The organism is Streptomyces sp. NPDC045701, from assembly GCF_056432045.1.
In genome coordinates this window covers 19,666-39,266 of record NZ_JBWKJV010000039.1, presented here as the reverse complement: position 1 = coordinate 39,266, position 19,601 = coordinate 19,666, and the positions used below count along the sequence as shown (strand labels likewise).

Here is a 19,601-nt window from a genome sequence, read left to right as displayed (position 1 = left end):
GAACCCCCGCCCCTTCACATGGACGAAGAGCGCCGACGAGATCCTCGAACGCCTGGCCTCATATCTTAATCGAATTCCCGGCGCAGGACACTAGGAGCCGCGATGTCGGACATTCTTCCCTCCGAGTTCTTCACCCACCCCGGGCCGTCCCCGCACGCGGCGACTGCGGAACTCAGGTCCAAGTGCCCGGTCCACCGGATCGACGTCCCCCCGGGAGCCCAGGCGTACGCCGTCCTGGAGCACGAGGTCGTCGAGCAGGCGTTCGGCGACCCGCGCCTGACCAAGCAGGTCGAGAACTTGCCCGCCCCGTACCGGGACAAGGCTGCGGACAGCAGCCTTCTCGTGGTCGGCAACCTGGGGTTCGCCGACCCGCCCAAGCACACCCGGCTGAAGAAGCCCATCACCCCGGCTTTCCGGCCGGCGACAGTCGCCCGCCTCCGCCCGCGCATCCAGGACATCGTCGACGATCTCATCGACGCCTTTCCGGAGTCCGGTGAGATCGACCTGCTGAGTGCGTTCGCCTTGCCGTTGCCGCTCATCACCATCTGCGAGTACCTCGGGATACCGGTCGAGGACAGGCCCCTGTTCCAGGAGTGGAGTTACGTCCTCAGCCAGGATCCCTTGCAGCACCCCGAGGCGGACCTGAAGAGGGCGAGCAGGGAGTTCCGGGACTACTTCACCGAACTGGTCGCCAAGCGTCGCACCGACCTGCGGAACGACCTGCTGAGCGAGCTCATCAGAGCCAGGGACGCGGACGTCTTCAGCGACGACGAGCTACTCTCGACAATCCTTCTGCTGATCATCGCCGGGCACAAAACGGTTGCCAACATGATCGGGAACGGATCGGCGCTGTTGCTCCGCCATCCCGAGCAGCTCACAATGCTCCGCACCAACCCCGAACTGATTCCCTCGGCGATCGAGGAGATCCTGCGTTACGAGGGTTCGGCCGCTTGGGCCTCGCTGCGGATCGCGGCGGAGGACATGCGACTCGGCGGGGTGGACATACCCAAGGGAAGCTTCGTGCACCTGTCGCTGGCCGGCGCGGGGCACGATCCTGACGTGTACGACGACCCGGAACGCTTCGACATCACCCGGTCGCCCAACCGCCACCTCTCCTTCGGCCACGGCGCCCACTTCTGCATCGGCGCTCCGCTGGCCCGGCTTCAGGGCGAGATCGCGTTCACCACGCTGCTGCGCCGACTGCCGTGCTTCGAACTCGCGGTGGCTCAGGAGGAGGTCGCCTGGATCGCCGACAGCTCGCTCAGCCGGGGCCTTGAGGCCCTCCCCCTGCGACTGCGGGGGCGGTTGCCACGATGACGGGCCCGCGCACGGACGTTGACCGGGACGCGCGGGACGTATGGCCCGAGCCGGAGCATCTAGGGAGCGATGAAGGATGACTGGAGAAACGAGCGGCCCGAGCATCGCCGTGGTGGGGGCCGGCGGAGTCGGCGGCTACATCGGCGGCCGGCTCGCCGAGGCCGGGCATGACGTGCGGTTCCTGGCCCGCGGGGAGAACCTCGCCGCCCTCCGGGAGAAGGGATTGCACGTCACCGATGGTGCAAGCGGTTGGTCGGTGCCGGATGTGCGGGCATCGGACGACCCGTTGGACATCGGCGAGGTGGACTACGTGCTGCTCTGCGTCAAGACGTCGCAGTTGCCGACGGCTGTCGACGCACTGGGGCCGCTGGTCGGCCGGAACACGGCCGTGCTCACCGTGCAGAACGGAGTGGAGGCCCCCGAGCGGGTCGCGGCCGGAATCGGCCACGACCGGGTACTCCCCGGCATGGTCAGGGTCGTCGCCACGCAGGTCGGCCCGGGCAGGGTGTGGCACGTGGGTGGCCCCGCCGCACTGGGCTTCGCCGAGTGGGACGGCAGCGTGTCCGACCGGGTGAAGCGACTGCGCGAGGTGCTCCGTGACGCCTCACTGACAGCGACGGAGCCGAACGACATCTGGGTCGACCTCTGGTCGAAGTTCCTGTTGGTGGTGCCGATCGGCAGTCTGGGAGCCGCCACCGACGGGGCGACCATCGGAGAATTGCGGTCGCGCCCCGGCACCCGGCGGATGCTGGTCGCCGGCATGCGGGAAATCCACGAGACCGGCATCGCGCTCGGGATCGAGCTGCCGGGTGACGCCGTGGACAGAGCGGTAGGACTGATGGACCGCCAGCAGCCAGACGTGACCTCCTCGCTGCAACGGGACATCCTGGCGGGGAAGCCGTCGGAACTCGAAGCATGGACCGGAGCGGCGGTCCGCCTCGCCGACCGGGCAGGCCGGACCGCGCCGGTCCACGAAATGCTCTACGAGTTGCTCGCCACGCGCGTATCGCGTACGGCGACGGGGAGTCCGTGGCGGTGCACGTGACCTGGGCAGGGCGCGGCACCCTGCGGGATGTGGGGGCCTACCGGGACGAGGAGTCGTCGAACGCCGAAGGCAGTTCGCGCACCACCTTCGACCTGTCCAGCAACGAGCTGGTTCTTCCCCCGCTGCCGACCGTACTTGCCGGTATAGAGGAAGGCTTGCCGGGACTCGCTCGTTACCCTGACCCCACAGCACGGGACCTGACCAGGGAGATCGCCGGGCACCTGGGCGTGTGCGCCGATGAGGTGGCGGTCGGTCCCGGGAGCGCGGGGGTGCTCCAACAGATCCTCCTCGCACTGTGCGGCACGGGCGACGAAGTCGTCTACGCGTGGCCGGGATTCGATGCGTATCCGCTGTTGGCCGCCATCTCGGGTGCCTCCAGCGTCCAGGTGCCACTGACCGTGTGCGGAGACCACGACCTCGGTGAGATCCGCACCCGGGTGAGTACGCGGACCAGAGTGGTGATCCTGTGCTCCCCACACAATCCGACCGGAACCGTGATCGACCACGGTGAGGTGCGCCGTTTCCTGCGTAGTCTGCCGGATCATGTGGTCACGGTCCTCGACGAGGCGTACGTGGAGTTCGACCGGGGCAGCAGTCCTCCGGGCGTGCCGGAGACGCTGCGCGAGCACAGCAACACCGTGGTGCTCCGAACCTTCTCCAAAGCCTACGGGCTGGCCGGTCTGCGGGTCGGCTATGCGGCCGGGCCACGGCAGATCATGGCCACCGTCCGTAAAACGGCGATCCCCTTCGGAGTGACGCGCTTCGCGGAACAAGCCGCAATGCTTTCTTTGCGCAGTGAGGGCGAACTGCGCGAACGCCTGGCGGCAGTGGCGGCGGCACGCGAGGAACTGACTACGGGCCTCAGGAAACTGGGGTTGCCCGTTCTGCCTTCCCGAGCCAACTTCGTCTGGCTCCCGCTCGCCTCGGCCGCGGAGCCCTTCGCCCGGGCCGCGGCTGCCGCAGGCGTCAAGGTCCGAGCCTGTCCGGGCCACGGTGTACGGATCTCAGTGGGAGAGGCCGAGGCGCACCAAACGCTGCTGACGGCGCTCGGTCGGAGGACTTCTTCTTAGGATGGGTATTCTGTGAAAATCCTGATGATCTCCATGCCCTGGCAAGGGCTGGACACACCGTCCAGCGCACTGGGAATTCTGGGGCCGTGCGTCCGTAAGAACGCCGCAGACTGGACCGTCGACGAGCTGTACGCCAACCTCCGATGGGCCGAGTGCCTGATGCGTGAGAGCAGCGGCTCCATCACGTGCGAGGATTACGGGAACGTCGCGGATCAGGTTTTCCACGGCGTCGGCGACTGGGTGTTCACCCCGGCGCTGTACGACGTCGACAGTTATCAGGTCGATGAGTACGCGAAGTTCCTGGAGCAGCGGGACATGGACCCGACGCTTCCCGTTGAGATGCAGAAGTACGCCCGGGGGTTCATTCGGGACCTCGCGGCCGAGATCGCTGCCGATCCACCGGACGTGGTCGGGTTCACGAGCACCTTCATGCAGAACGTGCCGTCGCTCGCACTCGCCCGGGAGCTGAAGAGACTCGCACCGGGAATCCTCACGGTGCTGGGCGGCAGTAACTGTGACGGCGCGCAAGGTCCCGCCCTGCACCGGAATTTCGAGCAGCTCGACTTCGTGATCAGTGGTGAGGGCGAACGTGCGCTGCCCGCGTTGCTCAATCGCATCAGCGAGAGCGCGAGTCCGGCGGATGTTCCGGGGCTGAGCTGGAGGGGGAACGACGGGCAGACGGTGGTCAATCCACCGGCCAAGGCGGCACTGCCGTTCGCCATGGTGCCGGCACCCCGTTACGACAGCTACTTCCAGGCGCTGCAAGAGTCACCCGTCCGGCACCACGTCCGTCCCATGCTGGTGCTGGAGACCTCCCGCGGTTGCTGGTGGGGAGAAGCCCATCAATGCACGTTCTGCGGCCTCAACGGCTCGAACATCGACTTCCGGAGCAAGGCCCCGGAGCGCATCGCCCAGGAAGTCCGGGAGCTGGCCGAGCGGCACCAGGTTCTCGACTTGGTCATGGTGGACAACATTCTCGACATGAAGTATCTCCATACGGCCATGCCCGAGATAGCCGCCCTCGACTGCGACCTGAGAATCCACTACGAGATCAAGTCCAATATGAACCGGGAGCAGTTGAGCAGGCTGAAGGCGGCGAACGTCCTGTTCGTGCAGCCCGGTATCGAGAGTCTCAGCAGCCATGTGCTGCGCCTCATGGACAAGGGCGTCAGTGCCGCGCACAACGTGCGGATGCTGCGTGACGGGCAGGACCTCGGGCTCAACGTGACATGGAGCATCCTCTACGGCTTCCCCGGTGAGACCGAGGACGATTACCGCAGGATGCTCAAGAAAATGGCCACACTGGAGCATCTGGAGCCGCCGAGCGGGGCCTGGCGCATAGCACTGGAGCGATTCAGCCCCTACTTCGAGGACTCCAGCCAGGGGTTCATGTTCCGCCGCCCATCGGAGATATACGACTTCATCTACCAGGTCCCACGGGACGAGCTGTACGACATGGTCTTCTTCTTCGACACCAGCGTCCAGGGCATCTCGGGGCCCATCGAGGACGAGGTGAAGCAGGCCTGTAAGGAATGGGCCAGTGCGTACCCCCGGAGCACCCTCACCTACTGGACCGACGACCGTGGCCGGGTCACGATCGAAGATCGCCGCGCGAGCTGGCCACAGGAAGTGATCGAGCTGGACGACGTCCAGAGCAATGTGTACCTCGGCATGTTCCAGTGCGCCGCCCGCGAGGGCATACGCCGGCGGCTTGCCGACAGCGGCCACGTCGTGGGGGAGGGGGAGCTCGAGGAGATGCTCCGTTACTTCGTCGATCGTGGCCTGGCCTTCGAGGATGAGGGGCGCTACGTGAGCGTCGCCCTTGAGGTCGACCCGTACCGCCGGAAGCTGGTCGGCAGCAGGGAGGTGGCGGCTTCGCTATGAGGACATTGATGGAGCTCGACGAACTCAAGGCCCGGGGCTCGGACGGGGGACGTCCGGCCGTCGGCCGTCCCCCGACACTGACCCTCGGACCCCGATGGGCGGAACTTCCCGCCCCCACCGAGCTGGCGGCGCTGCTGCTCCGGGTGCCTGTCGCCGGGGTGCGGCTGGCGGAGCCCGCCGACTTCTCGGCGCTCCCCGATCACGCGATCGTGCGGATCATCGCGTTGGTCCGCGAATGTTCCTCGATCGGTGCCCGGGTCATCTGGTCCCTGGTCCTGGGGGCGGAACAACACGACCTGATCCGGAAGCTCGATCACCTTCCTGCCCCCGAGACCATCGCGGGGCCGGCGGAAGGGGCTCCAGCCACCGGGGAGTGGCGATCCGTCGTCAGTTTCGGGCTCCTGTACTTCCGCAAAGGGCCGACATTCCTGTCCGTGGTCGATGAGCGACCCGAACGCAGCAGGCGGATCATCGTGGACGATCCCGCCATGATGGCCGTACTCGATCAGGCCCTGGACGGCTGCGCGTGGGCCGAGGCGACCCGGACCCCGCAGTACGCCGCCGCCGCGCGCGACCTGGTGGACAAAGGGCTGCTCCTGCGCGTCGGGGACTGGTGCGTGACGCTGCCGGTGCACATGCGTTCATGGCCCATCGGTGCCGTACTCCTTGGTGGAACCCTGGCATCGGCGGGAAAGAAATCAGACGATGCGAAGGGGTAGCCCGGACATGAGTCCTCCCTGAAGCGGTTCGGTGACCAGCCCCGCGGTGGTACGCCCACCGGCGATGCGGCGGGACCGGAGACAGCGGTCGTGGTCTCCCTCCCGCCGCGTCGTATCCCGCGCGGATGAACACGCACGGCCACGGCAGCGGACGTTATGATGGGTCCATGCAGCTTTCATCATGTCTGAGCTGGTGGCGCTCCTCGTAGGAGCGGCCGCCTCTCATGCATGACCGGGCCGTTCGGATGGACGGCCCGTTCGCGTCCCCTGGACCAGGGCTCGTGCCATTTCGGCGGCGAGACCGACGTACCAGGAGATCGAATGAACACCATCCCGCAGACCGTGGCCCCCGGCGCCCCTGCCTCGGATCCCTCCGCCGACACGCTCGGGACGCCCGCCGCGCAGGCCCGCAGTGCGGTGCTGGAGGAGCTGGTCCTCAAGGACCCCGGGCAATTCCGGGTGCTGACGGGCGATCGCCCTACCGGCCGTCTCCACCTGGGCCACTACTTCGGAACGCTGCACAACCGAGTGCGTCTTCAGGACCTCGGTGTGGAGATGTTCGTGGTCATCGCGGACTACCAGGTCCTGACCGACCGCGATGTCGCGAACAACCTGACCACGTGTGTCGAGGAGCTGGTGCTGGACTACCTCGCCATCGGCGTGGAACCGGCACGCAGCACGATCTTCACGCACAGCGCCGTGCCCGCGCTCAACCAACTGATGCTGCCCTTTCTCAGCCTCGTCTCCGTCGCTGAGCTCAACCGCAACCCCACGGTCAAGGACGAGATCACCCACTCGCGTCAGTCCGCCGTCAGCGGCCTGATGTTCACCTACCCCGTCCACCAGGCTGCCGACATCCTCTTCTGCAAGGCCAATCTGGTCCCGGTCGGCCAGGACCAGCTCCCTCACCTCGAGGTCACCCGCACCATCGCCCGCCGCTTCAACGACCGCTACGGCAACGGGGCCGCCGTATTCCCGCAGCCCGATGCCCTGCTGTCGAGCGCACCACTCCTGCTCGGCACGGACGGCACCAAGATGAGCAAGAGCCGAGGCAACGCCATCGCCTTGGCCGCCGACGCCGACGAGACCGCCCGACTGCTCAAGAGCGCCAAGACCGACTCCCAGCGACACATCACCTACGACCCGGCCACCCGCCCCGAGGTGTCTTCCCTCCTGCTGCTGGCAGCCCTCTGCCAGAACCGGAACCCCCATCAGGTGGCCGAGGACATCGGCTCCGCGGGAGCCGCCGCGTTGAAGAAGACCGTGATCGAGTCGGTCAACGAATATCTGGCCCCCATCAGGGCGCGCCGAACCGAGTACGCGCAGGACCGCACCTACCTCCGCCAGACACTCCGCCAAGGCAATGAGCGCGCCAGGGCTGTCGCCGATGCCACGCTCGCCGAGGTACGTGCCGCGATGAACAGCCAGTACTGACGATGCTCCGCAGGTGGCCTCCTCCGGGTGTCGCCCGGGAGGCCACCGGTGGGCGAGGCCTGCGTCGGTCCGGGAAAGCCTGCCCGACCCTGGAGCCGGTCCCGCCTCTTGGAGCTCACCGGCTCGTACGCCCACGGCACCCGCAGGTGGTCGAAGAACACCGACCAGCGCGCGTGGAGCTCCGTACGGAACTCCACCCCGATCACCTCGTACGACACGTGCCGCTCCCTGCCGCTGGGGTTCGCGGAAAGGTCGCCGGGCGGCCGTTGCTGCTGGCTGCGGTCCGCCTCGTGCCGGCGGAGTCTCCGACTGAGGAGCAGGCCGAGGCGTACGGGACGTTCTCCCAGGTGCACGCGCCCGGAGCTGGAGCGGTGCCGGGCACGAGGACGCGTCATGCGTGAAGCGGTACCCCGAGCGGCGCCGGACGTCGTACGAGTACGCGGAGGAGGTCCAGGAGCGGTTCAGGTACGGGGACTTCCGGGTCAGCCAGTCGTGATGGCGAAGGGCCCGTTGTTCGCGAAGACCAGCTTGGCGAAGTTCTCGCCGATGCGGCGGTGTCCTTCGGGGCTGGGGTGGATCGCGTCCGGCAGGGGGAACTCGTCGTGGTCGCTCTCGCCGTAGAGGTCGAGTCCGTCGAGGTAGTGGAGGTTGGGGTCTTCGACGGACCGCTGCCTGACAATGTCGGCCAGGACGTCGCGGACGATGGTGAGCGTCAGCCGTCCGGCGGCGGTCCCGGCCGGATCACCGGTGGCCTTGAACTTCAGGGTTCCACTGGAGAGGTCCGGCGCGAGAGGTCCGGGGGTGTTCTCGTGGGGCGGACACAGGATGGGGGAGACCAGGAGCAAGGGAGTTGTGGGGTGGCCCTCGCGGATGGTGTCGAGGAAGCCGTGGATGGCGGGGGCGAAGGCGCGCAGGCGCATGGCGTCGCTGTTGACGACGTTGATGCCGAGCTTGAGGCTGATCAGATCTGCGGGGGTATCGCGCATCGCGCGGGCGGTGAACGGGTCGACCAGCGCGCTGCCGCCGAATCCGAGGTTGATCAGCTCCACCTCGCCTGCGGAGGCGGCCAGGGCGGGCCAGATGGTGCTGGGGAAAACGGCGTTGGATCCATGGCTGATGGAGCTGCCGTGGTGCAGCCAGACCCGGCGCCCCTTGTCCGGGGCGGGTTCGACGGGGGCGTCGGTGCGCAGGGCGATGAGTTCGGTGATCTCCGCGTGCGGGAGCCAGATCTCCATTTCCTTCTCGCCGGTGGGGAGGTCGGCGAAGTGGGCGGTGCCGACGGGACCCGGGGTGAATTCCGCGGTCTGGGTCTGCATGTCAGTGATGGTGCGCAGGTTCCCGCCTTCCACGGTGGCCTGGGCGGTGAGGCGACCGTCGACCAGGAGATCGTAGATGCCGTCCGGCGCGGGCGGGAAGCCCCGGTAGACGCGCTTGGTGGGCAGGGTGTCCAGGTGGACGGTGGTGGCGCTGGTACGGAAGGCCAGCCGGACACCGGAGGGCTGGGCCTCGGCCACGGCCAGCAGGTCGTCGGGGATCTGGCGGCGCGCCCAGGCAGGCAGCCGGTGTGGAAGCAGGCCGTGGGCAGTCTCTTCCACGTCGAGGTGCCCGCGCAGGAAGTCGGCGGTGATGGGGGTGGTGATCAGGTTCTGTTCGGTGCTCAGTGTCTCGAGCCTTTCGATTCTGGGACGGGCGGCCGGTCAGGGGTGGACCGGCTCCGCAATGCGGTGTCGAGGCAGTCCAGGGTCCAGGCCCAGGACTGCTGAGCGGCGACGTCCGTGTGGTCGAAAGCGCCGGCCGCCTCCAGGGAGGCATAGCCGTGGAAGACGCTGCCCAGCATGCGGACCGCGTGCGTCTGGTCCGGCTCAGCCAGGTCGTAGCCACGCAGGATCGCCCGTGTCATCTGTGCATGCCGGACGCCGGCACTGGCCGCGGCAGTCAGCGGGTCGAGCCGGTACCGCGCTGCTTCGTACCGGCCGGGGTGCGCCCGGGCGTAGTCCCGGTAGGCGTTCGCGAAGGCTGTCAGGGCGTCCTTGCCCGCGCGCCCGGCCACGGCGTCCGCGACCCGGTCGGCGAGTTCCTCCAGTGCGAACAGCGCGAGCCGGGTCTTGAGTTCGTGGGAGCTCTTCACATGCGCGTACAGGCTCGCCGGCTTCACCTCGAAACGCCGGGCGAGCGCGGACAGGGTCACCTGGTCGAAACCGGCCTCATCGGCGAGTTCCGCACCAGCGAGCGTCAGCCGCTCCGGGCTCAATCCTGCCCGAACCACAACCATCACCTACTCTCAGTACGCCTATGGTTAGTATGCATCTACCTATAGCCTATAGGCAAGCGCCGCATTCGTAGAGGTTTGGCGGTTCTACCGAAGGGGGCGAGCGCGATGGCAGGGGCTGCGGAGCCGCACGGTCACCCCCGCCTCGCTTCGCGCAAACGGTGCTTGCCCGAGAGCGATGGCGAAGGCGGCTCCGCTGAGGGCGAGGAGGGGGTAGCTGGCCGCAGCGACGACGATCCCGGAGGTCATTCCGCCGGTGGCTCCGGCGATGGCGATGGCGACGTCGACCATGCCTTGGGTCTTGGCTCGCGTGGCCAGGGGGACGGCGTTAGTGATGATGGTGGTGCCGCTGACTAGGCCGAAGTTCCATCCGATGCCGAGCAGGATGAGAGCGAGGGTGAGCGGGAGGACGGAGCCGGCCGGCGCCCCGGCGGGGCGGGAGGCGGCCCTCAAGCCCGGCCTCCGGTGACGCCCGTCTAGGCCCACCCGGACTACAGGCGCGGCAGATCCGCGAGCCTGGTCCAAGTCCTTCTTCACCGTCGCGTCGAAGTCGAAGACCTGGGCGTGACGGTCCTGTGAGCGACGAATGGCCTGTGCGAGCTCCTTGTACTTCCCGTCGCCGCTGCCGCCGACGCCGGGCGGGACGGGCGTGGAAGGTCGCTGTGGCTGCATCCGGCCAGAGGTAGCCTGACCGCTCAGGACCCGGGCAGGCGAACCGGCGCTGCCCCGGCGGCTCCTGGCGGCCGGGACGGCCGGGCCTCGCCGCCGGGGACGCGGCCCGACAAGCAGCCCCCGATTACCTTCTTGATGGCATCAAGTCGGAGCCGGGAGGGCCTCGCCGTCAGGCTGAGAATCCTGGACTGGCCAGGCCGCGGCCGTGGCGGGCGTCGAGGAAGCCACGCGGCACGTGTGAGCCTTCCCCACCCGTCCGGTCACCTGATGCGGCCGAACGCGGCGGGGATCAGGACCCGGAAGCGGGACGGCGGGGAGAGGGAACCGAACCCAGGAGTTCCCACAGCGGGGTGGAGCCGGCGGCCCACCGGGCGAGGAGGTGGCGGTCGACCAGGAGGAGTCGCTGGGAACGGGCGAAGGCGACGGCCTTGTCCGTGAAGCGGCCGTTGGTGACCAATACGACGACGTCGCCTTTGTGGACGGGGCGGCCGGTGCCGTTGAGGACGTGCAGGTCCGGGGTTCCCACCGCGGAGCCGGCCAGTCCAGCCTTGCGGTGCTTGCACTGGATGACCCAGAGGCGGCCGAAGGGATCGGTGGCCTTCACGTCGGCGCCGTTGTCACCGGCCCCGCCCACCCGGGTCGCCCCAGGGCAGCCGTCGCGACGCATCAGATCCCGTACCGCTTCCTCGAACTGCCGGTGATGCAGGGCGTCGATCTGCGGCAGCTCGTAACGCAGTCCCTGCTCTCGCACCCGGTTCCAGCGGGCTGTCTCCCGGCGCCGGTGCAGCCGGACCCCGCCGACCGCCGCCGCGACCAACAGCGGCACGATCGGTACCCAGGGGTGCGCGGCCAGCCACCGCAGCGCGCCGATGACCAGGCTCCACACCACGGCGAGCACCAGGAGCAGTGGACCGGCCTGCTCCCAGCCGGAGGTCGGCCTCCGTCGGCGGGGAGCCGTACGACGCCGTGCGGTGGGCCGACGTCGAGTGACGGGAGATGTACGTCGTCGGCGGGCGGCAGGGGAGCGGCGAATACCTGGCCGGGCGCGCCGGCTCATGAGCCGGCCTGCGAGACGCCGCTCACCAGTTGCTTGATCACGTCGAAGATGCCCTGGCCCAGAGGGGTCGGCGCGATTACGATGCCCAGGGCCAGGACGAAGAGGGCGGTATTGCGTTCCTCGACACGGCTTCTGGCCTGGGTTCTGCGGCGTAGCCGCATCACCACGATGACCGTGAGCAGCACACCCACATTGATCGTCAACATGCGAAATCCGCTCCCACCCGCCCTCATGTCCTGCACGCTTTCCCGGCCCTCCGCGAAGCGGCCAGGGACCAGTGCAGCCGACCGCGTACTCGAGCCGCAGCCGGTCGGTGGACGTTGGCGCGAACCCCGCCGGACGCTGTCCGGATACCGCCCGGACAGTCGTTCCCACAGGTGAGGAGGGTTGAGGGGCCATCCGGTCTGACGACCGCACCCTTCCGGGAACAGGCCCGTTGAGGCACCCGCGGGGCCCGCGGATCCGAGCGCGGCCGAACTCGCGGCAGATGACGATCATCTGCATGGGCATAGGCGGTCCCTGCCTCAGATCGGGCGGAGAGCGGCTGCTGGTCGATGGTGGGGGACGGATGTGAGGAGCTGCTTGATGGTGTTCCGCCGCTCTCGTCTCCCTGGCCGCTAGACCGGCGAGTGCTGCCGAAGTGGTTCTGGGCGGCGGCGCTCGCCCGTAGCGTGAAGCGGCACGACTGTGCTGATCATCGGCGGCAGCGGCTTTCCGGGTACTGAGCTGGTACGGCAGGCGGAGCCGCCTTCTTGGCGTCGTAGACATCCGTCAACCGCTGGATCGTGTCGTTCTGGACGGCGAACCCTGACTCCTCCACCTGCTTGCCCGCCGCATCCCGGTACCGCAGCTTGTACAGGTGCGGGCACTTCGACCATCTGGCCCCGGGTGCTCGCAGTCCTCGACGAAGCCGCCCGTACCGCGAGCCAGGGTCTTGCTTGCCATCTGCTGGAGACTGGAGGGTCCGGTGACCTGCACTGCCACCCTGCGACCGGCGTCTCCTCGGGACAGCGGTAACCCCGACAAGGTCGGCTCCCGTCGGAGTAGCGGCGGAAAGGGGCCGGGCCGAGGGCGCGGCCCAGTTCTGCCGTCCCATGTCCAGGCAACTTGGGTCCTCCTGCCAGACAGGGTGGGAGTCGAGTGGACCGTCGCACTCCACTGGCCGGGGAGAAGCCGCGGGAGGTCCCGGGCGGCGTCGCCATGAACCTCCGACTGCTCGTGTTCACGCCGGTTCCGTGCCGGTCGGCGCAGCGAACCGGGTCGCCCACGGTGGCGCTGGAGGCGTCCGCCGGCGGGTGGTGGGCACCGGGCCCGTCACGCTGGAAGCCGGTGCCCTCGCGTGCGGCGTGCGCCCACGGGTACCGCGCGCCCGTGGCGATGGCGACGATGCCCGCATCCCGGCTGTGCGACAGACACCTCAGGCGCCCCCGAGGGAGCGGCCACCCATCCCCGGCCCAGACCCTCACGACCGCCGGGGCGGCGGCGCGACCGACGAACGTTCCACGAGGCGACTGGGCAGCGTGTGCATCTCGCGTCGCGCTTCGGCTCCTTCGAGGACGTCGAGCAGTACCTCCGCGGCCGTGGAGCCGAGTTGGTGCACCGGCTGCTCGATCATGGTCAGCGGCGGCACCATGACGGCGGCCCAGGCGCTGTCGTCGAACCCGATCAGGGACACATCCCGCGGACAGGACAACTCCCGCGCGCGAATGGCCCGCAGGGCACCGGTGACGCCGTCGGTCTCGGTGCAGAACAGTCCGGTGACGCGGTCGGGAAGATCGAGCATCCGGCCGACCTCCTGAGCCGCCCGTTCCTCCTCCTTCGGCCCGACCATCACCAGTTCGGGGTCGAAGGGAATGCCCGCGTCGTCGAGCGCGTCGAGGTATCCGCACAACCGCTCCCCGTCGGTCCACAGATTCAGGGACGCGGCGGCGATCAGTTCCCGCCGGGTCGCGGGAGCCTTGTCCACCGGCGGCCCCCAGACGAACCCGATGCGCCGGTGACCGGCCGCGATGAGCTTCTCGACCGCCCCGCGCGCCGCGTCCCGGTTGTCGATGACGACGGTGTCCAGTTCCAGCGAGGACACCGCGCGGTCGACGAGGACGACGGGGATCCCGCGGTCCAGGGCCGTGCGGATGTGGCCGACCGAGGAGTGGTCGACCGCGGCGGACGCCACGATCATGCCGTCGACGCGCTTGTCGATGAGAACGTTGGCCGCCGCGACCTCCTCGTCGAGATTCTCGTACGTACTGAGGACCAGCGTGTCGAATCCGCGGGCGCGTGAGGTGTCGCAGATACCACGGACGACACCCGCGAAGAACGGGTTGCCAATGTCCGCGACGATGACCCCCAGGGTGTGGGACACGCCTGTCGACACGCTGCGGGCCAGCGCGTTCGCGCGGTAGCCGAGCTTCTCGGCCGCGGCGAGCACCCGCTCCTTCAACTCGGGGCTGACGTATCCGTATCCGCCGAGCGTGCGGGCGGCGGTCGCCCGGCCGACCCCGGCCTCCGCGGCCACCTCGGAGATCGTCGGGGGCGCCGACGGGCGGGGCCGCTCTCCTGACATCGCTCGGTACCTCACTTCTCGTGGTCGACGGCTGTCCACATGCTAGACACAGCCGGTCGGCGGGTGGGCCGGCCACGGCCGAACGCCGCCTCGGTGAAGCACTGGTCATGGGCGGCGTCCGCCCCGTCGTGCAGCGCACGCTCCAGCTGATCGCGGCCCGGCGGGGTGGACCTCCGCCAGCCCGCGCGCAGCAGCGAGACCACGAAACCGGCGAGGAAGGCATCACCACAGCCCATCGTGTCGACGAGGGACGTATCGTCGACCAGGGAACGCGCCGGTGCCGCCACGGTGGTGCGGCTGTCGTGGGCGACGGCGCCTTCGGCACCTCGAGTGGCGAGCGCGAGCCCCGCTCCCCGTGCCACCGTCTCGGCCAGCAGGTTCCGGGTGGCCTCCTCGTCCAGGTGGGAGCAGGACAGCAGCACCAGGTCGGCGTGCGGGCAGACCCGGTCCAGGTACCCGGGTGTGCGGTACTCCTCCTCACTGGACAGGTCGAAACTCGTGAGCGTGTCGAGCCGGGTGAGCTTGGGCAGCTCGCCCTCGCTGCCCGAGTACACACTGGAGTGCACCAGGTCGAAGGACGACACGTAGTCGAGCAAACCACTGTCGAGGACGAGCGGCTCGCGTACGGTGACGCCTCCGCCGTTCCAGCCGAGGAAGACACGGTCCCCGGAGTCGACCCGCAGGGTCGACACGCCGCTCTCGCCCTCACGCACGGCGCACCGGTCGACGGCCACCCCGGTGTCCGCGATGGCCTCGCGCAGGAAGCCGCCGAGGGCGTCGTCGCCGAACACCCCGAGATACGCCGCCTCCATGCCGAGGCGTCTCGCGTAGACGGCGACGTTCACACTGTTGCCGCCCGGGTAGTCGATGCCGCGGTCGACGAACCGGTCGACGATGTTGTCACCAAAGCCGAGGACTCTCATGGGTTCTCCTGTGCGCTGGCCCGGCACGCCACGGGGCGGGGGCACGGACGGGCGCCCGGCACCGGACCCGGTGCCGGGCGGGTGCGGACTGCGGAAACGGGGGCTGCGGCCGTACGCCGGCGGGACGAGGGCGCCGCGCCGGCCGCTGCCGCCGGTGTTCTCCCCGCAGCGGCGGCGACCGCCGCGCGTCTCAGTAGTCCATGACGCGGTAGTAGCGACGCAGGTCCAGCGAGTGGCCGCGCACCCGCTCGAGGTGCTTGCTGACCCGGCCCATGACGGTGTCGAGCACCAGCGGCGCGAGCAGGCCCCGGAACTCCGGACTGATGCCGGCCAGCGCGTAGTCACGCGTGTCGAAGACCGTCACGTCGCGGGAGATGCGCTTGGCGAAGGCCTCGACCCGGCCGGTGAGGGCGCGTGTCTCGTCCTCGCCCTGGAAGATCAGCACGCTGGTGTCCTCTTCGAGGAGTTCCAGCGAGCCGTGGAAGAACTCGGCGCTGTGCACACGGGTGGTGCGCAGCCACTGCATCTCCTCGAGGATGCACATGGAGTACAGGTAGGTGAACCCCCACAGGTTTCCGCCGCCGACCAGGAAGTGGTAGTCGGTGTCCTTGTGGGCCTCGGCGAAGGCGGCGGCCCTCGGCTCGGCCTGCCGCGCCACGTCGAGGAGGGCGGCGGGCAGTCCGGCGAGTTCGCCGGCGAGCCTCTCGTACCCCTCGAATTCGCCTCGGCGCGCGAGCAACCGGCTCATGAGCAGCAGCATCTGCGGGTCGAAGGGCCAGGCCTTCGGCTCGGACACGAGCGCCACGTCGACGCTCCGGGCGACCGGGGAGTCGGGGTAGCCCGTGAATCCGACGGTGCGCACGCCCTTCGCCTTGCAGTACTCGATGGCGCGGAGGCTGTCCTCGGTGGTGCCCGACACCGAGGTGAAGACGGCGACCGAGCGTCCGCCGAGCGTCGCCTCGGCCCCGGTCACCAGCTCTGCCGCGATGACGGCGTGGACAGGCAGCGTCGAGGTGCGACGGGCGAGTCGCTCGTACGGCCACATCTGGGCGTAGGTTCCGCCGGCGCCGACGAGGAAGAGGTTGTCGAAGCCTTCGTCCGTGAGGCGGTCGGCGAGTTCCTCGATCCGGGGGCGCAGAGCCACCGTGCTCGCCAGCTGGGAGAGGAATTCCGGCTCGTCGAATCCGAGCATCTTCGCGTCCTTTCGGGAACGGGTGCGGCCGGCGGCGCTGAGCGACCTGATACCGGTATCACGCGGTCCATACGCTGACACAGCGTGTCGGCGGCGTCAACAGCACTGAACTTCCCGGAAGTTCGCGATCGTGCCAGGAGATGCTTTTGACATGGGCTTTCGTGCACAGGAAGGAGAGAGGGGAGCCGACGTGACGGCGCGACCTCCGCACCGTCCCGCAGAATATCTCGTCCCCGCTCTGGTACCGGTATCAGATTCTCTGTACAGTCGCCGCACGCCAGGGGCCGTCCCACGGACTCCCCAGCAGCGGATCCGACGTGCCCGCGCCTTCGGCGGGCCGTCCACTCGACGAAAGGACGCCCATGCGCGCACGCGCTCTGACGCGGTCCGCGGCACTCCTCGGGGCCTCGGCACTCGTCCTCACCGGCTGCTTCGCCGGACCGGCGAAGGGTCCGGCGGCCGACGTGACCGCGACGCCGGAGTACTCCGGCACTCTGAGCATCCTCACCAAGTTCGCCGGCGAGCCCCTGGAGCCCTACTTCGAAGACTTCGCCGCCGCGTACGAGCGGCAACACCCGAAAGTGGACGTCGAGCTGATCCAAGAGACCGACCAGAGCATCAAGGACAAGACCAAGACACTCACCGCATCCGACGCCCTGCCCGACATCTACTTCACCTGGACGGGCAACTGGGCGGAGAACTTCATCCGCGGCGGCCGCGCGGCGGACCTCACCAAGGTGATCGGCCCCGGCACCGCATGGGGCAAGACCTTCAGCGAGTCCTCCCTGTCGGCGTTCGCCCGCGACGGCCGCTACTACGGCGTCCCGCTGTACAACAACGGCAAGTTCATGGGCTACAACAAGTCGGCCTTCGACAAGGCCGGCGTCGAGGTGCCGAAGACCTTCGAGGAACTGATCGCCGTCTGCCCCGTCCTGCGCAAGGCCGGCTACGAGCCGATCGCCTTCGGCAACAAGGACGGCTGGCCCGCCCTGCACTACCTCCAGCAGCTCTTCGCGCACAACGTGCCGACCGACGTCCGCGAGGCCGACTACGCCCCGAAGACCGCCACCTGGGACGACCCGGGCTACCTTTCCGCGCTCAAGCAATTCAGGACCCTCGTGTCCGGCTGCACCAATACCGGGCGGGGCACCAACGGCGTTTTGTACACCTCGGCGCAGGAGGCGTTCGCGCAGCGCAAGGCCGCCATGTACTACCAGGAGATCCTGGAGTTCGACAGCACCACGTCCGGGGCCGGTCTGAAGCCGGAGGACCTCGGTATCTTCCCGCTCCCCGCCGCCGCGGAGGCCGGGGGAGATCCGAAGGTCGTCGAAGGGGCGCCCGAGGGATACTTCGTCAACGCCCGGTCGCCGCGTGCCGCTCTCGCCGTCGACTTCATGAAGTTCCTGACCAGCGCCGCCAGCGCGAAGACCCTCTCCGCACCGCCCTACGGCCAGCCGAGCACCGTGATCGGCGCGGTGACGCCCCAGACGTCCAGCAAGGCGGTCCAAGAGGGCATCCACCTGGTCAACCAGGCCCCGCGGCTCGCCGGTTGGCTGGACATGGTCACCACGCCCGAGGTCGCCGACGCATGGCTGGCCGGCGGTGAGGCTCTCATCAGCGGCAGCAGGTCGCCCGAGCAGGTCATGGACAGCGTGCGCCGGGCATCCGACTCCGCCAAGTGACCGGCGCGGCCGAAGGGAATCAATCCGGTGCGCACCCTGTACCGAAGAGCAGCCGGGCTCGTGTGGATGGTGCCGGCCCTCGTCCTGCTCTCCGTCTTCGTCTACCTCCCGCTCGTCCAGAACTTCGGGTACTCCACGCTGAGCTGGGACATCTACAGCGGCAGCCAGGAGTTCGTCGGCCTGGGCAACTACCGCGACCTGTTCTCCGACCCGGTCTTCTGGACCTCCTTCACCAACAATCTCTGGTACGCCCTGCTGTCCGTCGTCTTCCAGGTCTTCGGGGCCCTGCTGCTCGCCGCGCTCGTCGAGAGCATCGGCAGTACGCGGTGGCAGCGCGCCCTGCGGACGATCTACTTCATCCCCTCCGCGATCTCACTGACCGTCGCGGGACTGCTCTTCTACTTCATCTACGAGCCCAACCTGGGCCTGCTCAACCATGCCCTGGAGGCGGCCGGTCCCGGCACGTTCGACCACGCGTGGCTGGGCCAGGAGAGCACCGCGATGACGGCGATCATCGTGATGAGCCAGTGGCAGGGCTTCGGATACTCGACGCTGCTGTTCGCCGTCGCCATCCAGCGCATCCCCGCGGAACTCCACGAAGCGGCCGCGCTCGACGGCGCCGGACCCGTCCGCCGCTTCTTCCAAGTGACGCTCCCGCTCGTACGGGAGATGACCGGCCTGATGGTCTTGGTCACCGTGTCGGGTGCCTTCCAGGTGTTCAACGAGGTCATGGTGATGACCAGCGGAGGGCCCGACAACTCGACCCACGTGCTCGGCACGTGGCTGTACCGCAACGGCTTCGTACGCAACGACTTCGGTTACGCCGCGGCCATCGGCACCGTGATCTTCGTGATCACGATCACGATCGCGATGGCGCAGCTGTGGTTCACCCGTAGGAGAAGGGTGGAATGGTGAGCCGTCTCGGCTTTCTCGGCGTGATCGCGCGCCTGTTCATGTGGGCCTTCCTGCTCGGCCTCGCGGTGGTGGTGCTGTATCCGCTCCTGTGGATGGTGCTGAACGGGTTCAAGAACAACGCCGAACTCTTCGGCAACCCCTTCGCGCTTCCCACCGACTTCAGCTTCGACAACTACCGCGCCGCGTGGAACCGCGGCGTGAGCCACTACCTTGTGACGAGCGTCCTGGTCACGGTGACTTCGACCGTTGCTACCGTTTTCATCAGCGCCTGGGCGGCTTACGGACTGACGCGGGTGAACATCCCGCTCAACAAGGTGCTCACCGCCGCCATCCTCGGCGGCCTCATGCTCACCCCGACCGTCGCCCTCGTCCCGCTGGTGCGCATGTTCCAGTCGATCGGGCTGTACAACAGCTTCTGGGCGCTGCTCATCCTGTACACGGCCTTCCGTGTCCCGTTCACCACCTTCCTCATCCGTGCCTACATGATCGACCTGCCGCGCGAGGTGGACGAGGCGGCGCAAATCGACGGTGCCGGCCGCTGGACCGCGTTCTGGCGGATCATTCTGCCGATGTGCAAGCCCATCATCACGTCCACCGTCCTGCTGCACGTGCTCTTCGCGTGGAACGAGTACCTGTTCGCCATGGTGTTCACCAACGGCAGTGACGTGCAGACCCTGCCGGTCGGCCTGACGAGCCTGATGAGCAAGCACGGCACCGACTTCCCCGTCGTGTTCGCCAGCATGGTGATCGCCGCCGTGCCGGTCGTCCTCCTGTTCCTCTTCGGCCAGCGCTACATCGTCAAGGGACTGGCCGACGGCATCGGCAAGTGAACGGTCCCTTCCCGAACGAAAGGAAGATC

16 protein-coding genes and 1 pseudogene are annotated in these 19,601 nt (G+C 68.4%); 9 read left to right on the top strand and 8 right to left on the bottom strand.

Annotated features, from left to right (window positions below; genetic code table 11):
* Positions 1-102: 102 nt before the first annotated feature.
* The 6 genes from AC07DW_RS27905 (at position 103) to trpS (ending at position 7,469) form a co-directional block, all read left to right on the top strand.
* Complete coding sequence (locus AC07DW_RS27905; protein ID WP_478860440.1) at positions 103-1,317, top strand: cytochrome P450 family protein; 1,215 nt, start codon at positions 103-105, stop codon at positions 1,315-1,317.
* 76 nt (positions 1,318-1,393) lie between these two features.
* Positions 1,394-2,362, top strand: coding sequence for a 2-dehydropantoate 2-reductase (locus tag AC07DW_RS27900; protein WP_478860439.1), 969 nt, complete (start codon positions 1,394-1,396; stop codon positions 2,360-2,362).
* Positions 2,347-3,432 (top strand): histidinol-phosphate transaminase, encoded by a 1,086-nt coding sequence (locus AC07DW_RS27895; protein WP_478860438.1) that lies wholly within the window; start codon positions 2,347-2,349, stop codon positions 3,430-3,432. Before AC07DW_RS27900 ends, AC07DW_RS27895 begins: the two co-directional genes overlap by 16 nt.
* A gap of 12 nt (positions 3,433-3,444) precedes the next feature.
* Positions 3,445-5,316: a RiPP maturation radical SAM C-methyltransferase gene (locus AC07DW_RS27890; protein ID WP_478860437.1), complete on the top strand. Its 1,872-nt coding sequence runs from the start codon at positions 3,445-3,447 to the stop codon at positions 5,314-5,316.
* An 8-nt stretch (positions 5,317-5,324) separates the two neighbouring features.
* Complete coding sequence (locus AC07DW_RS27885; RefSeq protein ID WP_478860443.1) at positions 5,325-6,035, top strand: DUF5825 family protein; 711 nt, start codon at positions 5,325-5,327, stop codon at positions 6,033-6,035.
* Positions 6,036-6,356: 321 nt separating this feature from the next.
* Positions 6,357-7,469 (top strand): tryptophan--tRNA ligase, encoded by a 1,113-nt coding sequence (gene trpS, locus AC07DW_RS27880; protein ID WP_478860436.1) that lies wholly within the window; start codon positions 6,357-6,359, stop codon positions 7,467-7,469.
* Positions 7,470-7,951: 482 nt separating this feature from the next.
* Here the strand turns inward: trpS and AC07DW_RS27875 are convergent, their stop codons facing one another.
* The 8 genes and pseudogenes from AC07DW_RS27875 to AC07DW_RS27840 form a co-directional block, all read right to left on the bottom strand.
* Entirely contained in the window at positions 7,952-9,130 is a 1,179-nt protein-coding gene (locus AC07DW_RS27875) for a GDSL-type esterase/lipase family protein (RefSeq protein WP_478860442.1), read from the bottom strand.
* On the bottom strand, positions 9,127-9,735 hold the full coding sequence (locus AC07DW_RS27870) for a TetR/AcrR family transcriptional regulator (protein ID WP_478860435.1): 609 nt from the start codon (positions 9,733-9,735) through the stop codon (positions 9,127-9,129). Before AC07DW_RS27870 ends, AC07DW_RS27875 begins: the two co-directional genes overlap by 4 nt.
* A 90-nt stretch (positions 9,736-9,825) precedes the next feature.
* A pseudogene (locus AC07DW_RS27865) lies at positions 9,826-10,170 on the bottom strand (MFS transporter); the annotation flags it as partial.
* Positions 10,171-10,699: 529 nt separating this feature from the next.
* Positions 10,700-11,317 carry a restriction endonuclease gene (locus tag AC07DW_RS27860; RefSeq protein ID WP_478860441.1) on the bottom strand — a complete coding sequence of 206 codons (618 nt, stop codon included), beginning with the start codon at positions 11,315-11,317 and terminating at the stop codon, positions 10,700-10,702.
* Between the two features lie 146 nt (positions 11,318-11,463).
* Positions 11,464-11,673, bottom strand: a complete 210-nt coding sequence (locus AC07DW_RS27855; protein WP_478860434.1) for a hypothetical protein — start codon at positions 11,671-11,673, stop codon at positions 11,464-11,466.
* Between the two features lie 1,256 nt (positions 11,674-12,929).
* The gene (locus AC07DW_RS27850) at positions 12,930-14,030 is read right to left on the bottom strand and encodes a LacI family DNA-binding transcriptional regulator (protein ID WP_478860433.1); all 1,101 of its coding nucleotides are present in this window, start codon (positions 14,028-14,030) and stop codon (positions 12,930-12,932) included.
* Between the two features lie 11 nt (positions 14,031-14,041).
* Complete coding sequence (locus AC07DW_RS27845) at positions 14,042-14,953, bottom strand: PfkB family carbohydrate kinase (protein WP_478860432.1); 912 nt, start codon at positions 14,951-14,953, stop codon at positions 14,042-14,044.
* 190 nt (positions 14,954-15,143) lie between these two features.
* On the bottom strand, positions 15,144-16,145 hold the full coding sequence (locus tag AC07DW_RS27840) for an SIS domain-containing protein (protein WP_478860431.1): 1,002 nt from the start codon (positions 16,143-16,145) through the stop codon (positions 15,144-15,146).
* 362 nt (positions 16,146-16,507) lie between these two features.
* Between AC07DW_RS27840 and AC07DW_RS27835 the strand changes: the two genes are divergently transcribed.
* The 3 genes from AC07DW_RS27835 to AC07DW_RS27825 are packed head-to-tail and all read left to right on the top strand — an operon-like array spanning position 16,508 to position 19,572.
* A complete protein-coding gene (locus AC07DW_RS27835) occupies positions 16,508-17,827 on the top strand; it encodes an ABC transporter substrate-binding protein (RefSeq protein ID WP_478860430.1) in 1,320 nt (439 codons plus the stop codon).
* A gap of 27 nt (positions 17,828-17,854) precedes the next feature.
* Complete coding sequence (locus tag AC07DW_RS27830; protein ID WP_478860429.1) at positions 17,855-18,742, top strand: carbohydrate ABC transporter permease; 888 nt, start codon at positions 17,855-17,857, stop codon at positions 18,740-18,742.
* Positions 18,736-19,572 (top strand): carbohydrate ABC transporter permease, encoded by an 837-nt coding sequence (locus tag AC07DW_RS27825; RefSeq protein WP_478860428.1) that lies wholly within the window; start codon positions 18,736-18,738, stop codon positions 19,570-19,572. Before AC07DW_RS27830 ends, AC07DW_RS27825 begins: the two co-directional genes overlap by 7 nt.
* Positions 19,573-19,601 lie beyond the last annotated feature (29 nt).

Excerpts from the sequence above, each read along its gene's own strand:
- AC07DW_RS27855 (WP_478860434.1), bottom strand. The coding sequence starts at position 11,673 with ATGTTGACGATCAATGTGGGTGTGCTGCTCACGGTCATCGTGGTGATG.
- AC07DW_RS27835 (WP_478860430.1), top strand. The coding sequence starts at position 16,508 with ATGCGCGCACGCGCTCTGACGCGGTCCGCGGCACTCCTCGGGGCCTCG.
- AC07DW_RS27825 (WP_478860428.1), top strand. The coding sequence starts at position 18,736 with ATGGTGAGCCGTCTCGGCTTTCTCGGCGTGATCGCGCGCCTGTTCATG.
- trpS (WP_478860436.1), top strand. The coding sequence starts at position 6,357 with ATGAACACCATCCCGCAGACCGTGGCCCCCGGCGCCCCTGCCTCGGAT.
- AC07DW_RS27900 (WP_478860439.1), top strand. The coding sequence starts at position 1,394 with ATGACTGGAGAAACGAGCGGCCCGAGCATCGCCGTGGTGGGGGCCGGC.
- AC07DW_RS27905 (WP_478860440.1), top strand. The coding sequence starts at position 103 with ATGTCGGACATTCTTCCCTCCGAGTTCTTCACCCACCCCGGGCCGTCC.
- AC07DW_RS27885 (WP_478860443.1), top strand. The coding sequence starts at position 5,325 with ATGGAGCTCGACGAACTCAAGGCCCGGGGCTCGGACGGGGGACGTCCG.
- AC07DW_RS27850 (WP_478860433.1), bottom strand. The coding sequence starts at position 14,030 with ATGTCAGGAGAGCGGCCCCGCCCGTCGGCGCCCCCGACGATCTCCGAG.
- AC07DW_RS27840 (WP_478860431.1), bottom strand. The coding sequence starts at position 16,145 with ATGCTCGGATTCGACGAGCCGGAATTCCTCTCCCAGCTGGCGAGCACG.
- AC07DW_RS27845 (WP_478860432.1), bottom strand. The coding sequence starts at position 14,953 with ATGAGAGTCCTCGGCTTTGGTGACAACATCGTCGACCGGTTCGTCGAC.